The sequence below is a fragment of the Proteiniphilum sp. UBA5384 genome (assembly GCF_002410825.1).
Taxonomy (GTDB): domain Bacteria; phylum Bacteroidota; class Bacteroidia; order Bacteroidales; family Dysgonomonadaceae; genus Proteiniphilum.
In genome coordinates this window covers 44,804-70,260 of sequence record NZ_DHOS01000006.1, presented here as the reverse complement: position 1 = coordinate 70,260, position 25,457 = coordinate 44,804, and the positions used below count along the sequence as shown (strand labels likewise).

General features: G+C 43.3%; 20 protein-coding genes. 6 read left to right on the top strand and 14 right to left on the bottom strand.

The genetic code is table 11. The annotated features are described in order from the left end of the window. Positions 1-83 precede the first annotated feature (83 nt). Together B4G81_RS02735 and B4G81_RS02730 are read left to right on the top strand one after the other, a co-directional pair. A complete protein-coding gene (locus B4G81_RS02735; RefSeq protein WP_294079799.1) occupies positions 84-1,019 on the top strand; it encodes a ribose-phosphate pyrophosphokinase in 936 nt (311 codons plus the stop codon). 106 nt (positions 1,020-1,125) lie between these two features. Then, complete coding sequence (locus tag B4G81_RS02730; protein ID WP_294079798.1) at positions 1,126-1,533, top strand: DUF4332 domain-containing protein; 408 nt, start codon at positions 1,126-1,128, stop codon at positions 1,531-1,533. Between the two features lie 74 nt (positions 1,534-1,607). Here B4G81_RS02730 and B4G81_RS02725 read toward each other — a convergent pair whose 3' ends face one another. Next, the gene (locus B4G81_RS02725) at positions 1,608-2,114 is read right to left on the bottom strand and encodes a low molecular weight protein-tyrosine-phosphatase (RefSeq protein ID WP_294079796.1); all 507 of its coding nucleotides are present in this window, start codon (positions 2,112-2,114) and stop codon (positions 1,608-1,610) included. Positions 2,115-2,360: 246 nt separating this feature from the next. Here B4G81_RS02725 and B4G81_RS02720 point away from each other — a divergent pair, with 246 nt between their 5' ends. Continuing rightward, positions 2,361-2,732 (top strand): YbaN family protein, encoded by a 372-nt coding sequence (locus tag B4G81_RS02720; protein WP_414703153.1) that lies wholly within the window; start codon positions 2,361-2,363, stop codon positions 2,730-2,732. A gap of 34 nt (positions 2,733-2,766) precedes the next feature. Here the strand turns inward: B4G81_RS02720 and B4G81_RS02715 are convergent, their stop codons facing one another. From B4G81_RS02715 to tilS, 12 genes are all read right to left on the bottom strand, one after another. After that, positions 2,767-3,990, bottom strand: a complete 1,224-nt coding sequence (locus B4G81_RS02715) for an HD domain-containing protein (protein ID WP_294079794.1) — start codon at positions 3,988-3,990, stop codon at positions 2,767-2,769. 42 nt (positions 3,991-4,032) lie between these two features. Next, a complete protein-coding gene (pyrF, locus tag B4G81_RS02710) occupies positions 4,033-4,857 on the bottom strand; it encodes an orotidine-5'-phosphate decarboxylase (protein ID WP_294079860.1) in 825 nt (274 codons plus the stop codon). 18 nt (positions 4,858-4,875) lie between these two features. After that, the gene (gene prfA / locus B4G81_RS02705; RefSeq protein ID WP_294079793.1) at positions 4,876-5,961 is read right to left on the bottom strand and encodes a peptide chain release factor 1; all 1,086 of its coding nucleotides are present in this window, start codon (positions 5,959-5,961) and stop codon (positions 4,876-4,878) included. A 9-nt stretch (positions 5,962-5,970) separates the two neighbouring features. Next, positions 5,971-7,146 carry an AIR synthase related protein gene (locus B4G81_RS02700; RefSeq protein WP_294079792.1) on the bottom strand — a complete coding sequence of 392 codons (1,176 nt, stop codon included), beginning with the start codon at positions 7,144-7,146 and terminating at the stop codon, positions 5,971-5,973. A gap of 241 nt (positions 7,147-7,387) precedes the next feature. Then, on the bottom strand, positions 7,388-8,662 hold the full coding sequence (locus B4G81_RS02695; protein ID WP_294079791.1) for a tetratricopeptide repeat protein: 1,275 nt from the start codon (positions 8,660-8,662) through the stop codon (positions 7,388-7,390). Positions 8,663-8,797: 135 nt separating this feature from the next. Further along, complete coding sequence (gene gyrA, locus B4G81_RS02690) at positions 8,798-11,314, bottom strand: DNA gyrase subunit A (RefSeq protein WP_294079789.1); 2,517 nt, start codon at positions 11,312-11,314, stop codon at positions 8,798-8,800. A gap of 171 nt (positions 11,315-11,485) precedes the next feature. Further along, positions 11,486-14,782, bottom strand: coding sequence for a preprotein translocase subunit SecA (gene secA / locus B4G81_RS02685; RefSeq protein ID WP_294079787.1), 3,297 nt, complete (start codon positions 14,780-14,782; stop codon positions 11,486-11,488). Positions 14,783-14,991: 209 nt separating this feature from the next. Continuing rightward, positions 14,992-16,578 (bottom strand): alkaline phosphatase family protein, encoded by a 1,587-nt coding sequence (locus tag B4G81_RS02680; RefSeq protein ID WP_294079786.1) that lies wholly within the window; start codon positions 16,576-16,578, stop codon positions 14,992-14,994. A gap of 25 nt (positions 16,579-16,603) precedes the next feature. Then, positions 16,604-17,911, bottom strand: coding sequence for a DUF4105 domain-containing protein (locus B4G81_RS02675; protein ID WP_294079785.1), 1,308 nt, complete (start codon positions 17,909-17,911; stop codon positions 16,604-16,606). Between the two features lie 113 nt (positions 17,912-18,024). Further along, complete coding sequence (locus B4G81_RS02670) at positions 18,025-18,282, bottom strand: type B 50S ribosomal protein L31 (protein ID WP_294079783.1); 258 nt, start codon at positions 18,280-18,282, stop codon at positions 18,025-18,027. A gap of 188 nt (positions 18,283-18,470) precedes the next feature. After that, positions 18,471-19,742 carry a serine--tRNA ligase gene (gene serS, locus B4G81_RS02665; RefSeq protein WP_294079782.1) on the bottom strand — a complete coding sequence of 424 codons (1,272 nt, stop codon included), beginning with the start codon at positions 19,740-19,742 and terminating at the stop codon, positions 18,471-18,473. Positions 19,743-20,122: 380 nt separating this feature from the next. Further along, complete coding sequence (gene tilS, locus B4G81_RS02660; protein WP_294079781.1) at positions 20,123-21,445, bottom strand: tRNA lysidine(34) synthetase TilS; 1,323 nt, start codon at positions 21,443-21,445, stop codon at positions 20,123-20,125. A 145-nt stretch (positions 21,446-21,590) separates the two neighbouring features. Between tilS and pheS the strand changes: the two genes are divergently transcribed. From pheS to B4G81_RS02645, 3 genes are all read left to right on the top strand, one after another. Beyond that, positions 21,591-22,610: a phenylalanine--tRNA ligase subunit alpha gene (gene pheS, locus B4G81_RS02655; RefSeq protein ID WP_294079780.1), complete on the top strand. Its 1,020-nt coding sequence runs from the start codon at positions 21,591-21,593 to the stop codon at positions 22,608-22,610. A gap of 127 nt (positions 22,611-22,737) precedes the next feature. Then, on the top strand, positions 22,738-23,817 hold the full coding sequence (locus B4G81_RS02650) for a DUF4831 family protein (protein WP_294079779.1): 1,080 nt from the start codon (positions 22,738-22,740) through the stop codon (positions 23,815-23,817). Positions 23,818-23,888: 71 nt separating this feature from the next. After that, entirely contained in the window at positions 23,889-24,749 is an 861-nt protein-coding gene (locus B4G81_RS02645; RefSeq protein ID WP_294079778.1) for a DUF3298 and DUF4163 domain-containing protein, read from the top strand. 74 nt (positions 24,750-24,823) lie between these two features. Here B4G81_RS02645 and B4G81_RS02640 read toward each other — a convergent pair whose 3' ends face one another. Further along, the gene (locus B4G81_RS02640; RefSeq protein WP_294079777.1) at positions 24,824-25,393 is read right to left on the bottom strand and encodes a YceI family protein; all 570 of its coding nucleotides are present in this window, start codon (positions 25,391-25,393) and stop codon (positions 24,824-24,826) included. Positions 25,394-25,457: the final 64 nt, after the last annotated feature.

Below are 25,457 nucleotides of genomic sequence, written 5' to 3'. Positions count from 1 at the left end.
ATTACTTTTGTCCCGGCTTACTTAATGTTATGTAAGAATTATATCAAGATCCAAATAAATATTTTTTCAGAAAATTATACAGAATGCAGGAGAAACCATTTAAAATCTTTTCAGGTACGAAGTCGCGCTACTTCGCAGAAAAGGTATGTAACAGTCTGGGTTGCCCATTGGGTAATATGATTATTGAACATTTTGCCGACGGTGAATTCGCTGTTTCTTATGAAGAGTCGATTCGTGGTAAACAGGTATTTCTCATACAATCCACTTTTCCCAACTCTGACAACCTGATGGAGCTGTTATTGATGATTGATGCGGCAAAACGCGCGTCAGCCAAATCCATTGTGGCGGTAATCCCTTATTTCGGATGGGCCAGGCAGGATAGGAAAGATAAACCCCGTGTGAGCATAGGGGCAAAACTGATTGCTGATATGCTGGCTGCCGCCGGAATCAGCCGGCTGATTACCATGGATTTGCATGCCGACCAGATCCAGGGATTTTTTGATGTGCCGGTAGATCATCTTTATGCCTCCGGCGTTTTTATTGAGCATATTAAGCAACTCGACCTGAGCAATATGGTGATTGCCACTCCTGACGTGGGAGGGACTAAGCGCGCCAGTGCCTATTCCAAGTTCCTCGGTTGTCCGATGGTGATCTGTTATAAACTCAGGAAGAAAGCCAACGAGATCTCGGATATGCAAATCATCGGGGACGTGCAGGGGATGGATGTACTGCTGATTGATGATATTGTAGATACTGCCGGTACCATTACCAAGGCGGCTGATCTGATCATGGAAAACGGCGCGAATTCGGTGAGAGCCATTGCCAGTCATGCGGTGATGTCGGATCCTGCATCATTGAGAGTCGATCAATCGAAATTGACGGAGATCATTTTTACGGATAGTATTCCCTATTCTCAAAAGTCGGAGAAAGTCAAAATCCTTTCCGTAGCAGAAATGTTCGCCAATTCCATTATGCGGGTGTGTAACAATGAATCTATCAGTTCGTTGTATATAGTATAGAAAGTTAGGTATTTTTTCCACACATTGGGTAGGTTACTCTAAAGATATGCCTATATTTGGAGTAGAAAATTATTTATATTTTATAAACCTATAAAAAATTATTCGTATGTCTTACAAAATTGAAGAGATCGAAGGTATCGGTCCCGTTTATGGTGAGAAATTGAGAGCAGCTGGTGTGAATACTACCGAAGCTTTACTAGAAAAATGTGCCGCTAAATCCGGTCGTTCGGCGTTGGCGAAGGAAACCGACATTGAAGAAAAATTAATTTTGAGATGGACCAATCATGCAGACCTTTTCCGTGTTAACGGTGTTGGTTCGCAATTTTCGGAACTATTGGAAGCTGCCGGTGTAGACACCGTAAAAGAGTTCCGTAACCGGAATGCTGAAAACCTGTACGCTAAAATGCAGGAAGTAAACGAAGCCAAAAAATTGGTTCGTCGCCTTCCATCGTTGGAGCAACTCGCCGCGATGATTGAAGAGGCCGGAAAACTAGAACCTAAGATGACTTATTAATTTCCCAAAAGTAGGGAAAATAAAAACGGCCGAAGAAAAATCGGTCGTTTTTTATTTATCCGGAAGAAAGATTTTTAGCCCAAATTATATCTCTTCTTGATCGTTTGTAATAATCCCTCACAGGCATCTTCAAGCAGATCGAGTACCAGTTCGAATCCCGATGCACCGCCGTAATAAGGGTCTGGAACATGGTCATAGGCATACTGTCGGGAGAACTCGGTTATCATATGGATTTTCTCTTTTTGCTCCTGACCCGTAGCCATCGCTCTTACATTGGCGAAATTCTGCAGGTCCATTACCAGAATATAATCGAAATCATCGAAATCTGATTTTTTGAATTTCCGGGCACGACTATTAAAATTGTATCCTCTTCCTTCACCATGCGACCGCATACGCTCATCCGGAAGCTCTCCTTCATGCCATCCCGAAGTACCCGCAGAGTCCACATCTACTACATCCCGCAGGTCATTCTTCTCTACTATACCGGACATAATACCTTCGGCGGCCGGTGAACGGCAGATATTTCCAAGACAAACAAAAAGTAGGCGGATCTTTTTTCTTATTCCCTCTGTAGAAGCCATCACAAATTATTTAAATCAGATTTTTTATAACCTTAACAATAACTGCAAAGATAGTGGAAATTAAGAGAAGTACAAAAATAATATTTCTGATTATTTTGTTATCTTTGTGTTTTAGGTTAAATAAGACTTATAGGACTTTCTTATATGGATAAAAATATAAATCTGCATGATCGTCCCGTTGCACAGGATACGACTTTTACTCTTTCCGAAAAAGAGGTTCAGTTGGAGATCAAAAAAAATAGGATTATACGTGCTCTTTATATTATCGGGGGTACCATCTCGCTTGCTCTTGCTATCCTGGGAATTGCGGTACCGGGACTTCCGACAACGCCTTTGGCCCTCCTGTCGGCCTTTCTTTATGCCAAAAGCTCTCCGAAATTATATAACTGGTTGTTAAGCAATAAAGTGCTTGGCCCCCGTATCAGAAACTACCAGCGGAGGAAAGGAGTTACCCCCAAAGGCAAGGTAGGTATCATTACTTTCATGTCGATCATGGTATTATTCTCTTCATTTGTAGTAGTCGGCCCCGGTGCTGTGAGATGGGTAATCTTATCACTCGGCCTTATCGGCGGTGTCGTAGTAGCATTTTTTGTACCCAATGCCAAGGGAGAAGGGTGACCAAGAGTCTTGATGACGGAGAGATCATGGGGTATTAGTCTCTTAGATAGGCGAAATAATATTTTTGTATCTTTTTCGATAACAACTCTATATTGAGCATATCCGAAGCCTTGGAGATATCTTTCACTTCGCTGTTCTTGTAGATTATACCGATGCTATCGTCCTCTTCGCGATACATATCGGTAGTCATCATATCCGACGAAAAGAAATAGGATGCTTCATGGGCAGAAACACCAAATTTCGTCATATACAAATCGACAAGATGCGATACTCTTTCTTCATCGACATCATTTTCAGTAATTTCTATTTTGAATAGCTTTCGGTTAACCATTCCGTTGCTGAGCACTGATAGTACCGTATCAGGATGTGACGTCCATACTTTCAGGGCGGTCCAGATATCGTTATCGTCCAAATTGACGAAATGATGTAATGCTTCTCCATTATTTTCAAAATCGGACAACGTGCTTTCTTTGCACAGAAAATAGGAAAGGGCAGGAGAGGCAAACAATTGTTCACCCTTTAAGGATAGTTCTCTGGCACGGCGGAGTGTGTTGATCATCATCTTTTCTGCTGCCACCGCTGTTTTGTGCAAGTAGACCTGCCAATACATTAGTCGACGTGACATCAGGAAATTCTCTATGGAATAAATTCCTTTGGATTCAACGACCAACTTATCATTTTTCACATCCAACATTTTAATGATACGGGCAGAACTGGTATTACCTTCCACTACTCCGGTAAAAAAACTGTCGCGGCATAAGTAATCGAGGCGATCCACGTCCAGTTGCCCACTTACCAGTTGATGAAGAAAACTTTTGGAATAAGCATCAGTAAAGACATCAATCGCGGTTTGTAGTTTACCTTTCCATTCCACGTTCATCTGTTTCATCAGTAGTAACGAGATAGTCTCATGATGGATATTCGTGACCAACGTTCGTTCCAATACATGAGAGAAAGGCCCATGCCCGATATCGTGCAACAGGATGGCCACCAATGCTGCATCGCTTTCCTCTTTCGAGATAAGGTGTCCTTTTTCTTTCAATGTTTTGAGCGCTTCATCCATCAGATACATTGCCCCGATGGAATGGTGGAAACGGGTATGCTGTGCACCGGGATATACAAACGCAGCCAGACCCAGTTGCCGAATCCGGTTAAGGCGTTGCATAAAAGGATGCTGAATAATTTTGTATATAAAATCATTCGGTATATTAATAAATCCGAAGACCGGATCATTGATTATTTTCCGCTTCTTCTCCATAATCATCATTTCCTGTTCCGATTTATCGGGATCAGCACATCATTAAAGATACATTTCCAGCATCTCCCGCATCTCCTGCTGCAGCTTCCGGGCTTCCTGTTCCGCCGTATAGGCAAAATCCTCGCTGCTATCGGCGTAGATAATTCCCCGTGAGGAATTCACCAGCAGGCCACAACTTTTATTCATTCCGTAACGGCATACCTCTTCCAGTGAGCCTCCCTGTGCACCCACACCGGGAACCAGCAGAAAATGGTCGGGTACGATCTTCCGCACATCCTCAAACAGTTTACCCCGGGTAGCACCTACCACGTACATCATTTGTCCATCAGAGGCCCATTGCTGCGACACACGCAATACTTTCTCGAACAATCGCTCACCATTACGGTCTTCGGTCAACTGAAAATCGTGCGATCCCTTATTACTGGTGAGCGCAAGCAGTATCACCCACCGTTCGGGATAGACCAGGAAAGGCTTCACACTATCTTCACCCATATAGGGAGCAACGGTCACAGCATTGACTTTCATTTCATCAAAAAAGGTGCGTGCATACATCTCGCTGGTGTTGCCTATATCTCCCCGTTTGGCATCGGCTATGATAAATTGTTCAGGAAAGCGTTGTTGTATGTAGGCCACAGTTTTTTCGAAGGACATCCATCCTTTTACTCCTTCACTTTCATAAAAAGCGAGGTTAGGCTTATAGGCTACGCAGTAGGGTGCAGTAGCATTGATGATGGCTTTATTGAATTCATAAACCGGATCTTCCGTCTCCAGCAGATGTTCGGGGATTTTATTTATATCCGTATCCAGTCCCACGCAGAGGAAGGATTGCTTCTTTTTTATTTGTTCAAATAATTGCTGTTTAGTCATATATTTCTTCATTTCATTTCACATCTCAGCCTCTTTCATCCTTTCAGCATTTTCGCTCACCATCAACTGGTCGATTACTCCCTGTATATCGCCCTCCATAAATGCGGAGAGATTATAAATAGTATAATTGATACGATGATCGGTGATACGCCCCTGCGGATAGTTGTAAGTACGTATCTTGGCGGAGCGGTCACCCGTGGATACCATTGTCTTGCGCCGTGAGGCAATATCTCCCTGTCGCTTGGATAATTCGATATCGTAAAGTTTGGTACGTAACATTTGCATGGCGATCTCCCTATTTTTAAGTTGAGAACGCGCCTGCTGGCAGACAACCACGATACCCGACGGTCTGTGGGTAAGCTGCACCTTCGTTTCCACCTTATTCACATTCTGTCCGCCGGCACCGCTCGAACGGGCGGTATGAAAATCGATGTCAGCGGGATTCAGTTCCACATCAAACTCTTCTGCTTCCGGCAATACGGCTACTGTAGCAGCCGATGTATGTACGCGGCCCTGAGTCTCTGTTTGCGGTACCCGTTGTACGCGATGTACTCCCGATTCATACTTCAACGTGCCGTAGACATCGCTTCCGCTCACGGTAAAAATAATTTCTTTATAACCACCGGACGTTCCTTCGGTAAAGCTAACCAATTCAGTAGTCCAGCCTTTGCTCTCGCAATATTTGGCATACATCTTATAGAGGTCTCCCGCAAAAATAGCTGCTTCGTCACCACCGGTCCCCCCACGTATTTCCATCACCACGTTCTTGGCATCTTCAGGATCGGCGGGAATGAGCAACAGTTTGATTTTCTCTTCCAATTGGGGAAGTTTTTCAGAATTGATGGCCAGTTCTTCATTGGCAAGCTGTTTTAGATCAGTATCCGACTCATTGGCCAGGATATTTTTTGCTTCAGTTACGCTGTCCAGTGCAGTTTTATATTCATTGCGCACTTCCACAATCTTCTGGAGATCACTATATTCTTTATTCAGTTTTACATAACGATCCATATCCGAAATCACTTCCGGGGCAGTGATCAATATGGCCACTTCTTCGAAGCGGGTCACTAAATGTGATAATTTATCGAGTAATGAGTTTTCTGGCATACAAACTGTTTATATGTAACGGAATTGTCCGAATTCACTTTCGATCACTAACTCCCGGACATCCGATTTCTCAACATGCCCCACGATCCGGGCATCCACGTTGAATGAACGGGCTATATCGATTACTCGTTGCGCATATGCGGAAGGCAAGTAAATTTCCATGCGATGCCCCATATTGAATACTTTATACATCTCGTTCCATGTCGTGCCGGATTGTTTTTGTATCAGATTGAAGAGAGGTGGGATAGGGAATAGGTTATTTTTTACCACTTTAAGTTTATTGCCCAGAAAATGGAGTATCTTGGTCTGGGCACCGCCTGAGCAATGTACTATTCCATGAATTTCCCAATTCAATTCACTGATTATAAGCGATATAATCGGAGCATAAGTTCGGGTGGGGGAGAGTACCAGTTTTCCGGCATCAATACCCAAATTATCAATTTCATCGGTCAGTTTCATCCGGCCGGAATAAATCAGGTCGGAAGGGATAGCAGCATCATAGCTTTCGGGATACTTTTGTGCCAGATAATTGGCAAATACGTCGTGGCGTGCCGAAGTAAGACCGTTACTTCCCATACCACCATTGTATTCTTTCTCGTAGGTTGCCTGTCCTGTTGACGAAAGTCCCACGATTACATCTCCGGCCTGAATACAGGCATTATCGATAATATCAGCACGCTTCATGCGGCAGGTGACCGTACTATCTACAATAATTGTACGAACCAGATCGCCCACATCGGCTGTTTCGCCGCCCGTAGGATAAATATGCACGCCAAGCTCTGAAAGTTCTTCGCACAACTCATTGGTTCCACTGATGATAGCTGATATCACTTCTCCCGGGATCAGATTCTTGTTCCTGCCGATGGTGGAAGAAAGAAGAATATTATCAGTGGCACCCACGCAAAGGAGATCATCTATATTCATAATCAACGCGTCCTGTGCAATGCCTTTCCATACGGAAATATCTCCGGTTTCACGCCAATAAATATAGGCGAGGGATGACTTGGTGCCGGCTCCGTCGGCATGCATGATATTGCAGTATTCCGGATCGTTTCCTAAATAATCGGGGACAATCTTGCAAAAAGCCTTCGGAAATATACCTTTATCTACCGACTTGATGGCATTATGCACATCTTCTTTGGAGGCTGACACTCCACGCCGGATATATCGCTGATTATCAGTCATTAATTTAAATTTATCTGGATTATTGAGTACAAAAGTAATAAAAATATGCCAATAATATAATAGAATATGGAATATACCAATCTTGCTAACCTCTCTGAGATCGCAGATAGTTTTTCCTATAATTACTATTATGTTTAATTAAATTGTCTATTTTTTCTCGTCCTTTATTCTTTTACTGAAAAAAGGAAGGAAAACGCCAATGGATTTCCTTCCTTTCATCATTATCGATTGCTATCTGAATTTATTCAAGGTTCAGTTGACTTTCTATTACTTTCAATTCTTCTGATTTATCGACGCCCAATACACTCAAGTTATAGTATGCGTTCCTAAGCAGCAAAAGAACGCTATTGATTTCTTCCTGGGAAGCACTTCTGCTTTTCAGCGCCTGTTCCAGTTTTTCCAGATAAGGAAGTGATTGCTGATACAGTTCCACTGTTTTTTTGTCGTTCTCAACCTGTTGTTGCCTATTGGTCAAGGTGGCGGTTGTTTCTTTTATATTCTGAGCCTGGATGATGTAATTTCTTGCAAGGTTTTCCAATGCCCTTTCGCAATTGGGATCTTGAGCAAGAGCTTTCTTGTATTCCGCTTCAGCTCCGGTATAATCTTCTTTTTCTGCCAAGAGCGCTCCTTTCACACTATTCAGGTCGCAAGCATTGGAAGGGTCATTGGCAATCGCCTGGTCGAGATACTCCATTGCCTTGTCTGACTCTCCATTACGAATAAACACGTTAATCAGATTGGGAATAAAATACTTGCTGTTAGGAAATTTATCCGCACCGAGATTGAGAGCTTCTAAAAATTTGACAGAATCACCCAGATTGAGGTATTCGCTTGCCAATAATTCATAGATATCACTTTCCTTATAAGCGCTGTTGTCGATAAATGGTTCTTTAGCAGCACGGTTCAGCAATGCTACCGCCCTATCATGCTGTTCAGCCTGGATGGCAGTAATAATAGCATAATACTTGATAGTCTGAAAGGTACTGTCAATCACGAATGCATCTTTCTGACCTTCAAACATCGGTAGAGAGGGTATATTCCAGTAAGTTTCAAAGAAATCGGCAGCTTTCTTGTAATTGTTCTGTTCATTGTAAAAAACTCCACCATTGATATAGAACGGATGATTGGCCCGCAGGACACCGGCAATATCTTTGCGGAATTTGTTCTTTACTTTCCCTTTGTCATCCGGTAATTCTCCCAGTGAATCGGCTTTCAAATAAGGATTGTAAGACTCCAGCAATCCATCATACATCACTTTCTCATTGGCGTTCTGGTTCAGCATCGTTTTAGTTCTTTCATTATCGAAAGCTTTATTGCCAATATCCCCCATCACCTTCCAGGTTTCGGGATCGTTAGCAGTCTCCGCATTGGTGGATGCTTGTTTGATCAGAGTGCGCGCTTCATTCAAATCGTCACGTCCCAATGCCCTTTTAGCATCTCTAAGAGCCGATTTCTGTGCGAGGATGCTTCCCGTGGAGAAAATGGCAATCATAGTAAGGAATAGGATTCTTTTCATTTTGTCATATTTTTGTGATTAAACTAATTTGTATATTCTCTTCTAATTAGTGTCCTGCGTATTTATTGACTAAATCAATTCAAAAAGTTTAATTAAATAATAATTTTTATGGTGTATGATACCCATTACAACCAATTATTCCTCATCAGTTTCTTCTGCTTCATCAATATTTTCTATTTCGTCTTCCTGCGCATTTACTTTGCATACAGAGGCAATTTGATCATTCCTTTTTTCCAGATTGATCAGACGAACGCCTTGTGTAGCCCGTCCCATAATACGAAGGTCGGAAATTTTCACACGAATTGTAACGCCTGACTTGTTAATTATCATTAAATCATTGTCATCTGTTACACTTTTGATAGCGACGAGTTTACCGGTCTTTTCGGTTACGTTGAGCGTCTTTACTCCTTTACCGCCTCTACGGGTAATCCGGTATATCGGTTCACCGTCGTCATCGTTTAGTTTTGTCCTCTTTCCGAAGCCCTGTTCAGACACTACCAGGATGGTATCTTCCGAATCGGGTTTCATGCATATCATGCCTATTACACAATCCTGTCCATCTTCATCGAGTGTCATTCCCCTCACCCCTGTGGCAGTACGTCCCATTGGTCGGACGTCTGTTTCTGCAAATCGGATTGCACGTCCATTGCGGTTGGCAAGGATTACATGTTGGTTACCGTCGGTAAGTCGCACTCCGATTACCCGGTCGTCCTCCCTTATAGTGATAGCATTCACCCCGTTTTGCCTTGGTCTTGAATACGCTTCGAGCGGTGTTTTCTTCACGACTCCCTGTTGGGTACAGAAGAGGAGGTTATGGGAGTTGATATACTCTTTATCCTGCAGTGTTTCTACCCGCACAAAGGCATTTACTGCGTCATCCGAATCAATATTCAGTAAGTTTTGAATGGCACGTCCTTTCGAGTTCCTGGTTCCTTCGGGAATTTCAAATACCCTCAGCCAATAACATTTTCCCTTCTGGGTAAAGAAAAGCATATAATTGTGGGTAGTGGCAGGATAGATATGCTCCACAAAATCCTCTTCCCGGGTATCGGTTCCCCTCACCCCTACTCCACCCCGGTTTTGGGTATGGAAATCGGCCAGAGGTGTACGTTTAATATAACCCATATGGGAAATGGTGATTACCATATCGTCATTGGCATAGAAATCCTCGGGATTCATCTCTTCTGAAGAGAAAATGATTTCCGAACGGCGTTCGTCGCCATATTTATTCCGGACCTCGATCAACTCATCCTTGATTACATTCATCCTAAGTTCCTCATTGACCAGTATTTCATTAAGATAAGCAATCAGCTTCTGGATTTCCTCGTATTCAGCATGCAGTTTATCCTGTTCAAGACCGGTCAGTTGCCTTAATCGCATTTCAACGATGGCACGGGACTGGATTTCGCTGAGTGAGAACCGTTCCATCAGTCGCTGTATGGCTTCCTGAGGGGTGGATGAACTACGGATAATAGCTATCACTTCGTCGATATTATCGGAAGCAATAATTAATCCTTCAAGGATATGTGCCCGTTCCTCGGCTTTCCGTAACTCGTATCTGGTACGACGGGTCACCACATCGATACGGTGTTCCACAAAGAGTTCTATCATCCTTTTGAGTGAGAGCAACTCCGGACGTCCTTTCACCAACGCGATATTATTCACGCTGAACGACGACTGCAAGGCGGTAAGCTTATATAGTTTGTTGAGAACGACATTGGCGTTGCCATCTCTTTTGATATCTACCACGATACGCATCCCCTCCCTGTCCGATTCATCATTGACATTGGATATGCCATCAATCCTCTTCTCCGACACCAGATCAGCGATATGCTTGATCAGATCGGCTTTGTTGACCAGATAAGGTATTTCCGAAATAATAATTTTATCGTGGGTCTTACCGCTTTCAATTTCTGCTTTTCCACGCATCACAATACGTCCCCTGCCCGTCTCAAAAGCTTCTTCCACTCCTTTATAACCGTAGATATAACCTCCTGTAGGGAAATCGGGTGCTTTGATATAATGCATCAGTCCCTGGGTATCAATATCTTTGTCATCGATATAGGCAATGATGCCGTTGATACATTCTGTAAGGTTGTGGGGGGCAATATTGGTAGCCATACCCACTGCGATTCCCGATGAGCCGTTGATAAGCAGGTTGGGGATACGGGTGGGCAGTACCGAAGGCTCCTGCAAGGTATCATCGAAGTTCAATTGAAAATCGACCGTTTCTTTATCGATATCCCTGAGCATTTCCTCAGCCAATCTGTTCAAACGCGCTTCGGTATACCTCATGGCGGCGGGACTGTCTCCATCGACACTACCCATATTTCCCTGACCGTCTACCAGCGTGTAGCGCATACTCCAATGCTGCGCGAGGCGCACCATGGCATTATACACCGAAGAATCGCCATGAGGATGGTATTTACCCAATACCTCTCCGACGATTCTCGCCGATTTCTTATGGGGCTTATCGGCCGTATTGCCCAATTCCGACATACCGTAAAGGATGCGTCGGTGTACCGGTTTGAAACCATCACGTACATCGGGTAAGGCCCGCGAAACAATTACCGACATCGAATAGTCGATGTACGACGACTTCATTTCATCTTCGATATTAATCTTGATGATTCTGTCTTCCTGATCAATCATATTACAAAGTGATTTTTCTCTTCAACTAATATTTCTATGCAGCTTATAAACAGCTTAGTAAGTATTTTCAATTTTCCAATATTTGGACAGACTAAGGTACTGCTTTTTTCCGGATTTAACAAAAAAAACAGGAAGTTTATTAAGCTTCCTGTTTTAATCTTTTATAACGGTTTAAGCACCATGACAATTTTTATATTTTTTTCCACTCCCACAAGGACAGGGATCATTTCTTCCCACCTTTTTCTCCACACGGATAGGCTCTAATTTCTGGGATTGTCTCTGTTGCGGACTGTTATCGCCTCCACCTGCAGGTATCCCGTCCGACTCCTCTTTCTGGGTGCGGTATTTGCTGTAATCGGTCTTTTGTTCGGGGGCAGCCCTGCGAACGCTTGCCGGATCCTGTACCGGTATCTGGCCTCTCATCAGTATAGATACCGATTTTGAATTGATATTATTAACCATGGTCCTGAAGAGCTCAAACGACTCTAGTTTATAGATCAATAACGGGTCCTTCTGTTCATAGCTTGCATTCTGCACAGATTGGCGCAATTCATCCATCTCCCGGAGATGCTCTTTCCAGTCTTCATCGATGGTATGCAGCAGGATTGATTTTTCAAATGCTTTTACCAATGCCTTAGAGCCACTTTCATATGCTTCTTTCAGATTACACGAGATATTATATACCCTCTTTCCATCCGTAATGGGAATCAGGATATTTTCATACATGGCTCCTTGGTTCTCATAGACTTGCTTAATCACCGGTTGGGCAATTTCGGCCAGCCTATCCGATTTACGCTTGAATGTTTCAAAGGACTGTGTAGTAACCGCTTCCAACTGATCATTCAGCTTCATCCGTTTCATTTCTTCTTCTTTGAAAGGGATATCGAGTGCCATGACACGAAGCAGGTCGAATTTCATGCCTTCGTAATTGTCTTCATTGACTTCCACAATATTCTTCGAAGTCTCCGTAATCATGTTGGCCACGTCGTTATCGATCCGTTCGCCCATCAAGGCATGACGACGGCGTTTGTAGATTACTTCACGCTGTGCGTTCATCACATCGTCGTATTCAAGCAGACGTTTACGGATACCGAAGTTGTTCTCTTCTACCTTCTTCTGAGCACGTTCTACTGATTTACTCAACATATTGTGCTCTAATACATCTCCCTCTTTAAATCCCATCCGGTCCATCAGTCCGGCAATCCTCTCGGTGGCGAAGAGACGCATCAAGTCGTCTTCCAACGAAACGAAGAATACACTCGATCCCGGATCTCCCTGACGTCCGGCACGCCCTCTCAACTGGCGGTCTACACGGCGCGACTCATGCCGCTCTGTACCGATGATAGCCAGCCCTCCAGCTTCCCTCACTTCAGGAGTAAGCTTGATGTCGGTACCACGACCGGCCATATTGGTGGCAATAGTGACCATCCCTTTCTGTCCGGCATTGGCAACGATCTCAGCCTCACGTTGGTGTAATTTGGCGTTCAATACGTTATGTTTGAGTTTACGAAGGGTAAGCATACGACTCAGCAATTCCGAAATTTCCACGGAAGTGGTACCCACCAGGACGGGTCGCCCTTGATCTGTAAGTTTTACCACCTCTTCGATCACAGCCGTATATTTCTCTCGTTTGGTCTTATAGATACGGTCGTTCTGGTCATCCCGGATAATAGGCCTGTTGGTAGGTATTACCACCACATCCAGTTTATAAATATCCCAGAACTCGCCCGCCTCAGTCTCAGCCGTACCGGTCATCCCGGCCAGCTTGCTATACATCCTGAAGAAGTTCTGCAGGGTGATCGTGGCAAATGTCTGGGTGGCCGCTTCCACTTTTACGCGTTCCTTTGCTTCGATTGCCTGATGGAGACCGTCGGAATAGCGGCGCCCTTCCATCACACGGCCGGTCTGTTCATCCACAATTTTCACCTTATTGTCGATCACCACATACTCATCATCTTTTTCGAACAACGTATATGCTTTCAGCAACTGGTTGACGGTATGCACACGTTCCGATTTCACGGCATAGTTCTGCATCAATTCGTCTTTTTTTGCGGCCCTTTCTTCGTCAGAAAGTGAAGCACTTTCGAGTTCCGACATCTCGGCACCGATATCGGGAAGGACAAAGAATAGAGGGTCGTCCGACTTCCCTGTCAGCAGATCAATTCCCTTGTCCGTCAGTTCGATACTGTTTTGCTTTTCATCAATGACGAAATACAGAGGATCGGTTACAATATGCATGTTTCGCATCTGCTCTTGCATGTAGAATGCCTCCACCTTCAACATGGCAGCCCTTACCCCCTGTTCACTGAGGAACTTGATAAGTGGTTTATATTTTGGCATCCCTTTATAAGAACGGAAAAGCAACAGTGCACCTTCCTCCTGCTCCTTAGGATCGGAAGAGGCCATCTTTGCCTTCGCTTCGGCAAGTAGATGGGTCGTCAATTCCCGTTGTGCCTTAACGATCATTTCCACCCTTGGACGGAACTGGTCGTATAGCTGGTCGTCACCTTTGGGTACCGGACCTGAGATAATCAGCGGGGTACGGGCATCGTCAATCAATACCGAGTCCACCTCATCCACAATGGCATAGTTATGCTTGCGTTGTACCAGGTCTTTCGGTGAGACAGCCATATTATCACGCAGGTAATCGAACCCGAACTCGTTATTGGTACCGAAAGTAATATCCGATTCATATGCTTTACGGCGGGCATCAGAATTGGGTTCATGCTTATCGATACAATCAACCGACAAGCCATGGAACATATACATGGGGCCCATCCATTCCGAGTCACGCTTCGCCAGGTAATCATTCACTGTCACTACATGTACCCCCTCATGAGTGAGTGCATTCAGGAAAACAGGAAGGGTTGCTACCAATGTTTTACCTTCTCCTGTCGCCATTTCGGCAATTTTTCCACGGTGCAATACAACTCCACCAAAAAGCTGTACATCATAATGCACCATGTCCCAGGTAATCTCGTTCCCTCCGGCGATCCAGTGGTTCTGGTAAATTGCCTTGTCTCCTTCAATACGGACAAAGTCGTGGGTGGCCGCCAAATCCTTGTCGAAATCAGTAGCAGTCACTACAATCTCCCGGTCCTCTGTGAAACGACGTGCCGTATCCTTCATAATGGAGAATGCTTCCGGCAACACTTCGTCCAGCACTTTCTCATATTTATCAATTACATCTTTCTCCAGCTTATCGACTTGGGACCAGACTGTTTCTCGTTTGTCCATGTCAATTGCCTCTATGCCGGCTTTGAGTTCTGCTATTTGTGCCTTCTCTGCCGCTACATATTCCTGAATGCGAGCTTCCAGCTCCTTCGTCTTGTTACGTAATTCATCATGAGAGAGCTTCTCTATTTCGGCATAGGCTGCCTTGACTCTTTTCACGGCCGGATTTATTTCGTTCAGGTCGCGTTGTGCCTTATTGCCGACTATCTTTGATATAAAATTATTCCATCCCATAGTAGGTATATTTTTTACAATCCATTTTGTGTATATTCTTGAATTTTTCTTATCGCTTATCGAAAAAGTTCAACTTCGTAAGACTTTTTCTCGCAACGGCATAGCTCAAACGAGTTTGATCTCTGTTCATTACTTATCGAAAAAGTTCAACTCCGTCATATTATTCCTTCGCTCGACATGGTCAAAACTTGTTTTGTCTCTGTCCTCGCTTATCGAAATAATTCTCTCAGTATTTTGCTTTGGGCTGCATTAGGTGCCCGGATACGCAATCGGTATGCAACGCTGGGAGCTATTTCTGTGGCTTCAATGGTTCTCTCGATCTTCTGTGGCTTTATATTAGTACCGAAGAAGATTACCGGTGCCACCACAGCATTATTCCGTACTTTTTCGTATTGGTCCGATTGAGGGTCTACTACCCTCCAACCGGGTTGCAAGCGAAGGAACAGGTCTCCCGACATTCCTTTATAATAACCATTCCTGTAATACTGCACATCCTGGTTATAGGCCCCATGCAGCATTTGATAGGAAGTGACTACATCTTGGATACCGGACGAAAGCACCAGGAATTCAGCTGCTTTTTGTTGAAATTCCCTTAAATCGATCTTTTTGTCTTCAAGCAATTTCCTGTCGAAGAAGAATTGCTCATTATAATATTTTTTTATCCACTGCTCCCTACCATAAAGCGCCATTAAATACATATTGAGTAACGCCTGGGTCCTGTCGGGGTAAAAATCGCCACCGGAGGTAACCATCCCTTCGGGGATAATCTCCTGTTCATAGAAATAACCGGTGGAAGCCACGAAAATCAACGCATTTTTAAGTCCCACCGCAGCATCGATAGCATCGAGTAACCTTTCCAATTCCTGGTCGAGACGGTAATAAGTATCCTGTATCTCTACCGAGTAGTTTTTATCGAGTGCTTTTTCAAAATTTCCCGCATAAAAGGTAAGCGCAAGAAAGTCGGGGTTCATCCGTTTCCCCAATGATCCTGATTCAAGCATCCTGATCGCCATGTCGTTTACCTCCTTATTCACATAAGGAGATTGCTTGAACAGATGGATACTGTTTTTCTTATCAGTGGCAAAATAGTGCTGAAAATTATAGCGGTTACGGGTATAGGGAAAAGCATCATACCGGTTTACGTCAATGGCCGGACGCCATGTGAGGCTGTTGATGGTATAAGTAAGTGATTGTCCGCCGCGGTTATGCTGGTCCACAACCGGTTGCTTTGCCTTGTAAAAAGTGGACGTCGCCCATTTTCCATTCTCATCCTCTATCCAGAATGCACCGCTGGCACCATGTCCACCGGAGGCAAATGCCTGTGAAGCATCGGGAGCAAAGGCAAAAATATCGGATTGCCCTCCCGAAGCGATTTTCAGCTCATCGGCAATAGTGGATACCTTGATAGGAAGCGGAGAAAGCTTTTCGGTAGTAAAATTTCCCAGATAATTATCGTCGAAAAAAGAGGATATTTCACGGTTCGACTCTACCAAATACCTGTTTTCAGCCATAATACCGTGAAAGGACGGGTTAGCTCCGGTATAGATGGTGGTGATGGCAGATGCTTTATTCAGGTTGGGAAAGTCGTAATATATATTACTGTATACCAGTCCCTCGTTCAACAACCGGTTGAACCCTCTGGCTCCGAATTTATGCCTGAACATCTCAAGATAATCACCACGGAACTGGTCAATGGTAATACCCACCACCAATTTCGGTATTTCTCCCGAAGGCGTTTGCGCGAAGAGCGTGGTGATTGAAAAAAAAGCAACCAGCGAAGATAATAATTTTACCATGTGTTTCTATCTGACTTTTACCGATCTACAGACCTCCCCACCCTGCTTTCATATACCTGCTCGTGGTGAACTGCCTATTTTTTAAACGTCCTTTTCTAAACATATAGATATTTGCGCCCGACCTGAGCCACAAACTCGCTGAAAGTGGGATTGTGGCCAGCGGTAACTGCTGGGGAATAAACCACCATGACAGGAGGAAAAGCGTTAAGAGCGCAAAGTTAATAAAATGATAGTAAAAAACCGCTTTATTTGCTGATTTCATCCAAAAGCATAAAGCGGCCACCAGCATTACCGGATTTAACCATGCAAAATTCCAGTTGGGATTAGTGGCGGGATGCTCTGAGAAGTACATCAGCACCAACAATACTATTCCTGCCAGCCCTGCCACTCCAAACAGGATAGTATCATAGAGCCTGGATAGTTTCGTCTTATTTAATTTGATTCTTTGCAGCAGACTGACTATTATTGTCAGGAGGAATAGAGCAATGCCTACTATCAATGGGGTGAAGGGTGTAGGATGATTCTTTTTATTGATTTCGTTATTGACATGTAACAAAACTTTGGTATGTTTTACCAAAGGATCGCTCAAGGTGTCATTCCTTTGGATGACCGCCCCATCAAAAGAGTCCATCAGATAAGCGGGGATATACATTTTTTCCCTTACACCGATGATACTGTCGGCAGGACTTCCTATCAGCAGGTCTATTCCGAATTGAATCCATGGATAACTCTCCACACATTCATGCACCAAATCACGATATGACTGGCCGGGTTTTGTCGGTGGATATTGAATGGATCCATGTGTGAATTCTTCAACCAGATCGCGGGGACGGGTTGTGCAATTATCGTAGAAATAGTTGTAACGGTATTCCCTGTTTTGCGGTAGTGCGTTGGTAAACAGCGATTCAAATAATTGTTGTTTTTCTTCCGGCAAAAGGTTCAGCTCCTGTTCTGTCACTTGTTGTCCCCTGTATCCGTACTCATGAAGAAAATCAGCCATTGTCTCAACCCCAAGTATATAATCTGTTTTACCCCGTACAAAATTATAGATGAAATAGGGTTGTGAAGAATCGAAAAAACCATAATTAAAAACGGCATTCACACCGGTTGAATCATCATGCACGTAGATTGCCGTATGGCCAAACAGGGCGTATACCGCTCCGGACCATGGAGAAGCAGTCAACAGGCTGATCTTTGCATTGTCACTCAGTTGTATCTGCGCTGATACCGGTAACGACAGTAATAGAATGGATAAAGGGACTAATATTCTTTTCTGCCGAATGAAAGTCAAAAGGTTTATTTTTATTGATAATATGGTAACGCTTCGTTTCATAAGGCAAAAATACACATTTTTATGCAAAATCTATTCTTGGTAATGACAAATAGCGACGATCCTTACCGGACCGCCGCTATTTATCACACTTTTTAAACCTGTAGAATACAGGATTATTTTTTCTTATTACGGTTACCGTAACGGCTCATAAATTTGTCAACCCGTCCTGCCGTATCTACCAGTTTCTGTTTCCCGGTATAGAATGGATGGGAAGAACTGGTAATTTCAAGTTTCACCAATGGGTAGGTAACGCCATCAACTTCAATAGTCTCTTTGGCATTAATAGTAGATCGCGAAATGAAAATTTCTTCATTCGACATATCTTTGAAAACTACCGGACGGTAATTGTCGGGATGAATCTCTTTCTTCATACTGGTTTTTATTTTTTCCGGATCCTGAAGCCGGCAGTCATCAATAACCTCTTGTTTCTGACGTCGTACAGACTTTTCCGATCCTACTGTTTGAATATTCTCAATTTTGGTGTGCAAAGATACAACAATCCTTTAAAATAAAAAATAAATGCTGTTCTTTTTTGAAGATTGGCTCAATATCTTCCGAATTAATCGATTAGGTCGAAACCACAATAAGGAACCAAGACAAGGGGAATCCTGATTCCTTCAGCTGTCTGGTTATTCTCCAGCAATGCTGCCAGGATACGCGGTAAAGCAAGTGCACTGCCGTTGAGTGTATGGCATAGTTCTGTTTTGCGGTCTACGTTCCTGTAGCGGCATTTCAACCGGTTGGCCTGATAACTTTCGAAATTGGAGACCGAGCTGACCTCTAACCATCGTTTCTGGGCAGTGGAAAAGACTTCGAAGTCGAATGTCAATGCCGAAGTAAAACTCAGGTCCCCACCACAAAGGCGAAGGATACGCCACGGAAGTTCCAGTTTTTCCACCAGCGTTTGTACATATCGTACCATTTCGTCGAGACGTTCATAAGAGTTCCCGGGTTTATCGATACAAACGATTTCTACTTTATCAAACTGGTGCAGGCGGTTCAGGCCGCGCACATCCTTGCCGTAAGATCCTGCTTCACGGCGGAAACAGGCCGAATAGGCTGTATTCTTTACCGGTAACTCCTTCTCATCAAGAATCACATCGCGGTAAATATTGGTAACCGGTACTTCCGCGGTAGGGATCAGGTAAAGATCGTCCAACCCCACATGATACATTTGTCCTTCTTTATCAGGCAACTGTCCCGTACCAAATCCTGAATCACTGTTAACCATATAGGGCGGTTGTACCTCGGTGAATCCGGCATCGCGAGCACTGTCCAGGAAAAAGTTGATGAGCGCACGTTGTAACCGTGCGCCCTTTCCTTTATAGACCGGAAATCCGGCTCCCGTAATCTTTACACCCAATTCAAAATCGATAAGGTCATATTTTTTCGCCAACTCCCAATGCGGAAGGGCATCATCGCCCAACAATGGAATTTCACCTCCGCTTCGCTCAATCAGATTGTCTTCGGCGGTCCTTCCCGGCGGCACGGACTCATGCGGTAAATTTGGAATAGTGACCAATAGGCCCTCAATCTCTTGTTCAGTAACTTTAAGGGTAGTGCTCAATTGCCCGGATGTCTCTTTTAGCAATCGCACCTTTTCCTGGACCGTTGCCGCTTCCTCCTTATTGCCATCTTTCATTAACTGGCCAATGGACCGGGATATAGTTTTAATCTCGCCCAAAAGAGCATCAAGATCAGTTTGGGTCTTACGGCGTATATTATCCAGTTCGATAATCTGACGGATGATTCCACTGCCATCGAAATTCTTTTTCGACAAGCGGTGTATAACCTCCTCCGGATTTTCATTGATAGTTCTGAGTGTAAGCATAAAAATTGTTTTTCGACCTGCAAAGGTACAAAAAATCCGGCATGAGAGACTGCCGGAATAAAATTTTATTCAGATGTCAATGGGAAAGATTTAAAATAACTGAAAGTGGAGTGTTTCCCGTAACTCTCTCTCTCTCTGCTTTTTTTGACTATAACGCCGAGATACATAATAGGCAAACCCCACGAAAATTCCCACAATCAGCACATCCTTAATTACATCTACATCATTCTTCATATTGACTATATATTATTAATTTGGTTGAGTATTTAAAAATTTAAGAATCCAAGAAGTTTAAAAGTCTTGGTTCTTGGTTTTTATGTCTATACTATATAGATGCAGAAAAGAGGAAAAAGTTGCATCAATTTTAAAATATTTTTCACTTATATTCCATTATCGATTATCTCAACAATGAGAATTCTTTTACTTTTTTCTGTCACTTTAAAACGGTCATCGGTACGCTCTCCGACTATCCACACAATTCCATCCCCCGAAAGCAATAACCAGGCCTCTTTTTTTTCCTTCAGATTATACTTCCGGTCGGTAAAATAGTCGCTCAACTTTTTTTTCCCTTTCATGCCGAAAGGTATAAACCAATCTCCCTCCTGCCATCTTCTCAATTTCAAGGGAAATTCCAATTTGTCCGCATCAGCATATAACCAGCGGTTGTTTTTTTTGATTTCGACAGGCATCTCTTCCTTTCGGATTATCAGGTGGATGGGTTCCGTAATTTCTTTCGTCTCCCGGTCTATATAAATTATTTCTGTCTCTTGCTGTGCGGCGCATATCTGGTCGAGGATGAAATAATCACGATCTTTTATGAGCTGGTGTGATTTGGAAACGAAAACTTTTCCGGAAGAGGCCACCATTGCATTATATGCATCTTCCACCACCGATGCACTGAAACCCAGAGGGGAAAGTATCTCGAACAGTACAGATTGCGGTGATGGGGTTTTACAGAGCTTCAGAATATCGATTTTGTCGTCTTTGAACACTTCCTTTATTGCTTCTGCTACAGATATCCTGTATATCTTTTCTGCTTCGGAAAGATTTAGGGAAGTACGGTAAATGGCTTCTTTGGCGGAGGGATTTAATTTTTCAAGTTGGGGAATGACATGCAATCTGAGAGCATTCCGCAAGTACACATCATCACTATTCGTACTGTCATACACGTACGGTATTTCCTTTTCTGTGATATAGGCTTCAATTTCGGCACGTGTTACACACAATAGCGGACGCGCCACATCCTTGTTTCTTGACATGATACCTGTCAACCCTCTGATACCGGTACCCCGAATAAGGTTTAGCAAAACAGTCTCTACCGAATCGTCCTTATGGTGTGCAACAGCCACCGTTTCAGCATCATACTGTCGACGTACGGTTTCAAACCAGTCATAACGCAATTCACGTGCCGCCATCTCAATAGAAATCTTTCTGTTTGCAGCATATCGGGTTGTATCGAAGTCGACGGAAATAAAAGGGACATTGATTTTCTTGCACCACTTCCTGGCAAATGTGGCATCCCTGTCCGACTCGTTGCCACGCAAATGGAAATTACAATGGGCGGCTATGCATCGATACCCCAGAAGCACCAGCACATCAAGCAATGCCATCGAATCCAATCCCCCACTCAACCCCACTATAACCGAGGCATTGGGTGTGAACAATTTTTCCTTTTCAATGAACTTACGTACCGTTTCGATCATCTTTTGAAAACGCTTTGTCGAAACAAAAGTACAAATTTAACCTTAATCCACATCCGTTTCTGTTAAATCTTTAGTCGAAAACAGGGATAAATAGCAATAAAATACCTATTTTTGTACTGTTTATAGGAATATAAGATTCAATAAAATGATAGACAAGATAAAGATTCTCCTTTCCGAAATAGAGCAGCTGATAGTTTCTGCTCCGGAAGAGGTAGAAGCGGCACGTATAAAATACTTGGGTAAAAAAGGAACTATATCCTCCCTAATGGATGATTTCCGCACTATAGCACCGGAGCAGAAACGGGAGGTGGGTATGCGTCTGAACGAGTTGAAACAAAAAGCAACCGAGAAAATTGAATCGTTGAAAAAACAATTCGAGGACAGTAGTACCGGATATGGCGATGTCGACTTGTCGCGTACATCCTATCCCATACCGTTGGGTACACGCCACCCTCTCTCGATTGTAAAAGAAGAGATATGCGATATTTTCAAACGGCTTGGATTTTCTATTGCCGAAGGACCGGAAGTAGAAGATGACTGGCATGTGTTTTCATCACTCAATTTTGCGGACGATCATCCGGCACGCGATATGCAGGATACTTTTTTTATCCAGAGCGATCCCCAGATCGTATTGCGTACGCACACCTCTTCGGTTCAGACAAGGGTGATGGAAAAAACAGCACCTCCCATCCGTATTATCTGTCCGGGGCGTGTCTACAGGAATGAGGCAATCTCTTACCGTGCCCATTGTTTCTTTCATCAGGTAGAGGCGTTGTATATCGACAAGGATGTATCTTTTGCCGACCTGAAACAAGCATTGCTTTTCTTTGCAAGGGAGATGTTTGGTGAAAAAACCAGGATACGTCTGCGCCCTTCTTATTTTCCTTTCACTGAACCCAGTGCAGAGATGGATATCTCTTGTAATATTTGTGGGGGAAAAGGATGCCCATTCTGTAAACATACCGGATGGGTGGAGATATTGGGATGTGGAATGGTAGATCCTAATGTATTGGAAAATTGCGGCATTGACAGCAAGACCTATTCAGGTTATGCGCTTGGGATGGGGATTGAACGGATCACCAACCTCAAGTACCAGGTGAAAGATTTAAGGATGTTCTCAGAAAACGACGTGCGTTTTCTGGAGCAATTCCAATCGGCCCACTAATTCGTGCTTCGGACGCAGTGCAACTGAATATCTGGGATAAGCAAACGCAGAAGTAAAACAAGTTTTAATTATGCCGAGCATGGCAAACATCTAAGTTTACAACGTAAATTTGAATAACAACTGAAATATGATAAAAGCAAAATATCTGATCCTGTTACTTTTAATAACGGTCGTGCCGACCACGTTTGCCCAGAGAACTACTCGTGTGAATGCGGTAAAAGCCAATAATTACGGCGTTACTTATTCATTGCCCAAAACATCATTTGAAGTAATCTTTCTGGTAAAGAAAACTACTTACCGTAAAGGAGATTTCTATCCCTATGCCCAGCGTTATCTTGGAATTGAAAATCCGGTCACACAGGACAATGTACTTTATTCGCTGGAAGATGTATCTATAATCAATAAAGGAGTAGCCGATAAAGAGAACTCTTTTATGGTAGAATTCCGTACCCGTTCGGTAGAACTTTTCGTCTCCCTGAGAGAGGATGGAGTAATCGTTGCCATTAATGCCGATCCTGAATTACAGGTATTGCAGAAGATGGATGTTCCTCAGGGAAAATCATCATCTGTCAATCCGCGCAGTTACTTGTCGCAAGAAGCATTGATGGCCGGCTCTACTGCCCGTCAGGCAGAACTGGTAGCCCGACAGATATTTGGTTTAAGAAGCAACAGGTCGGATATCCTGTCCGGAGAAGCGGATAACATGCCTCCCGACGGAAATGCCTATAAAATGGTGATGGAAGAGATCAACCTGCAGGAAAAAGCATTGACGGGGTTATTCGCCGGTAGTGAAGAGACAGAATATTTTACCCGCACCTATACCATTGTTCCCGACCAAGGAAATATAGAACGCAAAGTGATTGCGCGCTTCTCCGAAAAGCTTGGCGTAGTAGATGCCGATAACCTGGCCGGAGAACCCGTTTACTTCTCATTGGTCAATAAAACACAGCAAGTGGAAAACCAACTTTCCGACCGTGATCTGCAACGGTTGGAAAACAAATTCAAGGAAGGGATTGTGTATAATATACCCGGAAAAGCCAATTTGACGGTTGAATTCAAAAATAAAGAACTACAGAATCATGAGGTAGATGTGGTACAATATGGAACCCGGGATGTATTGGTAAGGAAGACGTTAGATAACACAAAACAACCGGTAAAAGTGTATTTTTATCCCGAATTAGGTGCAATCAAACAGATTATTCAATAAGACTAATAGGCCAATGTGATGATGTGGTAATATTATAAAATATTAAAAATCAATACAATAATCAAAACAGTATGCAAATCAAAACTAAATTTTCAATCCTTGTCCTCTTGGCGGGGATCATGCTGGTAGCGTGCAACGATAGAAGAGGGGGAGCAAGATCATCCAAGATTGATTTTGACAGTATCGTGGTGGCGCACCACATTCCACTTTTACAGGAGAATGATACCACCCTCCCTTATGCCGACGTAAAAGTCTCTTTTACTTATCCAGTGAAGTTCAGGGATAACGAAAGTCTGGCCCGCCTGCAACAGATATTCAATGGAACATTTTTTGCCAACAGCGATTATGATACTTTTACTCCCCAAGAAGCACTAGACCGATACCTGAATGAATATACCGAGCGCTACCAGTCGCTATCGAATAGTTTTTACGAAGACAAGGCACGCATAGGAGGAGAAAAAATGCCGTCGTGGTACTGGTACTTTATGAATAACAGCAACAAGATACTCTTTCGGAATGATTCACTGCTCAGTTACGCCGTAGAATACAGCGATTATGAGGGAGGTGCCCATGGCTCCTACCGTATCACATACACCAATATCGACCTGAATAATCTTGTCACTCTTTCGGAAGAAGATTTATTCATTCCCGGTTACTTTAAACCCCTTACGGAAAGAATTATTGCCCGTTTGATGAAAGCTTATGAAGCCTCAGCTCCCGATTCTCTCCTTCTGAGAGGTTTCTTCAACCTCGAGGATATTGTCCCTAACAATAATTTCTGGCTTGATAAGGAAAATATCCATTATTCCTATAACCAATATGAAATTGCCCCTTATGCCATGGGCGTAATTGATGTCTCTGTACCCTATTCAGAGTTGTCGGATATATTATTGCCGGACGGTATTGTGACCAGGTTTTTTAAGGAACAATAAAAAACATATGTGATAAAAAAAGGTCTGCCGACATTCTATCGACAGACCTTCTTTGCATCATAACCAAAAAAGAATTAATTATTTTTGAATTCAAGAAAAAGGGTAATAAAAATATCCTTCCCAATTCCCGCTCCATCGGGGTCAAAAGCAATGTTGTAATCCAGCCGGTTGATCTTATTTTTAGCAGTGAATCCGATAACCTCCACTCCGTTTTCTCCCTTCACCAATCCTCCATACATTACGTCAAATGTAACATCTTTAGTAACATCTTTGATTTGTAACTTGCCGTGAAGTTTATATTTGTGATCATCTACCTTTTCAATAGCCGTACTTTCGAACGACATGGTAGGAAATTTTTCTACTTCAAAGAAATCTGAACTCCGCAGATGATTATCCCGCATGGGCACACCGGTATTGATACTTTCCACGTTCACATTAAAAAAGACCCTTGTCGATTCCAATTGGTAGGGGCTGCCAATGATGGCACCGTCGAATTTGTCGAAACGGCCCTGTACAAACGTTATACCGTTATGCTTTACTTTAAAATTTACCGAAGCATGTGCCGGATCTACTTTATAATTGGATTGTGCCATTACGCCGACAGCTGTAGCAAAGATGATTGAAAAAAGTGTTATTCTCTTCATAAGATAATTTTTTAGAATTAATGACGACTGATCGATTTACAGACTAATGAATAATCACTACTAA

What these genes read in the sequence shown, in the direction of transcription:
- B4G81_RS02650 (WP_294079779.1), top strand. Translation starts at nt 22,738, where the DNA reads ATGATAAAAGCAAAATATCTGATCCTGTTACTTTTAATAACGGTCGTG.
- serS (WP_294079782.1), bottom strand. Translation starts at nt 19,742, where the DNA reads ATGCTTACACTCAGAACTATCAATGAAAATCCGGAGGAGGTTATACAC.
- B4G81_RS02680 (WP_294079786.1), bottom strand. Translation starts at nt 16,578, where the DNA reads ATGGTAAAATTATTATCTTCGCTGGTTGCTTTTTTTTCAATCACCACG.
- prfA (WP_294079793.1), bottom strand. Translation starts at nt 5,961, where the DNA reads ATGCCAGAAAACTCATTACTCGATAAATTATCACATTTAGTGACCCGC.
- B4G81_RS02700 (WP_294079792.1), bottom strand. Translation starts at nt 7,146, where the DNA reads ATGACTGATAATCAGCGATATATCCGGCGTGGAGTGTCAGCCTCCAAA.
- B4G81_RS02670 (WP_294079783.1), bottom strand. Translation starts at nt 18,282, where the DNA reads ATGAAGAAAGAGATTCATCCCGACAATTACCGTCCGGTAGTTTTCAAA.
- B4G81_RS02640 (WP_294079777.1), bottom strand. Translation starts at nt 25,393, where the DNA reads ATGAAGAGAATAACACTTTTTTCAATCATCTTTGCTACAGCTGTCGGC.
- B4G81_RS02715 (WP_294079794.1), bottom strand. Translation starts at nt 3,990, where the DNA reads ATGGAGAAGAAGCGGAAAATAATCAATGATCCGGTCTTCGGATTTATT.
- gyrA (WP_294079789.1), bottom strand. Translation starts at nt 11,314, where the DNA reads ATGATTGATCAGGAAGACAGAATCATCAAGATTAATATCGAAGATGAA.
- secA (WP_294079787.1), bottom strand. Translation starts at nt 14,782, where the DNA reads ATGGGATGGAATAATTTTATATCAAAGATAGTCGGCAATAAGGCACAA.
- B4G81_RS02725 (WP_294079796.1), bottom strand. Translation starts at nt 2,114, where the DNA reads ATGGCTTCTACAGAGGGAATAAGAAAAAAGATCCGCCTACTTTTTGTT.
- B4G81_RS02730 (WP_294079798.1), top strand. Translation starts at nt 1,126, where the DNA reads ATGTCTTACAAAATTGAAGAGATCGAAGGTATCGGTCCCGTTTATGGT.
- pyrF (WP_294079860.1), bottom strand. Translation starts at nt 4,857, where the DNA reads ATGACTAAACAGCAATTATTTGAACAAATAAAAAAGAAGCAATCCTTC.
- B4G81_RS02675 (WP_294079785.1), bottom strand. Translation starts at nt 17,911, where the DNA reads ATGAAACGAAGCGTTACCATATTATCAATAAAAATAAACCTTTTGACT.
- tilS (WP_294079781.1), bottom strand. Translation starts at nt 21,445, where the DNA reads ATGATCGAAACGGTACGTAAGTTCATTGAAAAGGAAAAATTGTTCACA.
- B4G81_RS02695 (WP_294079791.1), bottom strand. Translation starts at nt 8,662, where the DNA reads ATGAAAAGAATCCTATTCCTTACTATGATTGCCATTTTCTCCACGGGA.
- B4G81_RS02645 (WP_294079778.1), top strand. Translation starts at nt 23,889, where the DNA reads ATGCAAATCAAAACTAAATTTTCAATCCTTGTCCTCTTGGCGGGGATC.
- B4G81_RS02735 (WP_294079799.1), top strand. Translation starts at nt 84, where the DNA reads ATGCAGGAGAAACCATTTAAAATCTTTTCAGGTACGAAGTCGCGCTAC.
- pheS (WP_294079780.1), top strand. Translation starts at nt 21,591, where the DNA reads ATGATAGACAAGATAAAGATTCTCCTTTCCGAAATAGAGCAGCTGATA.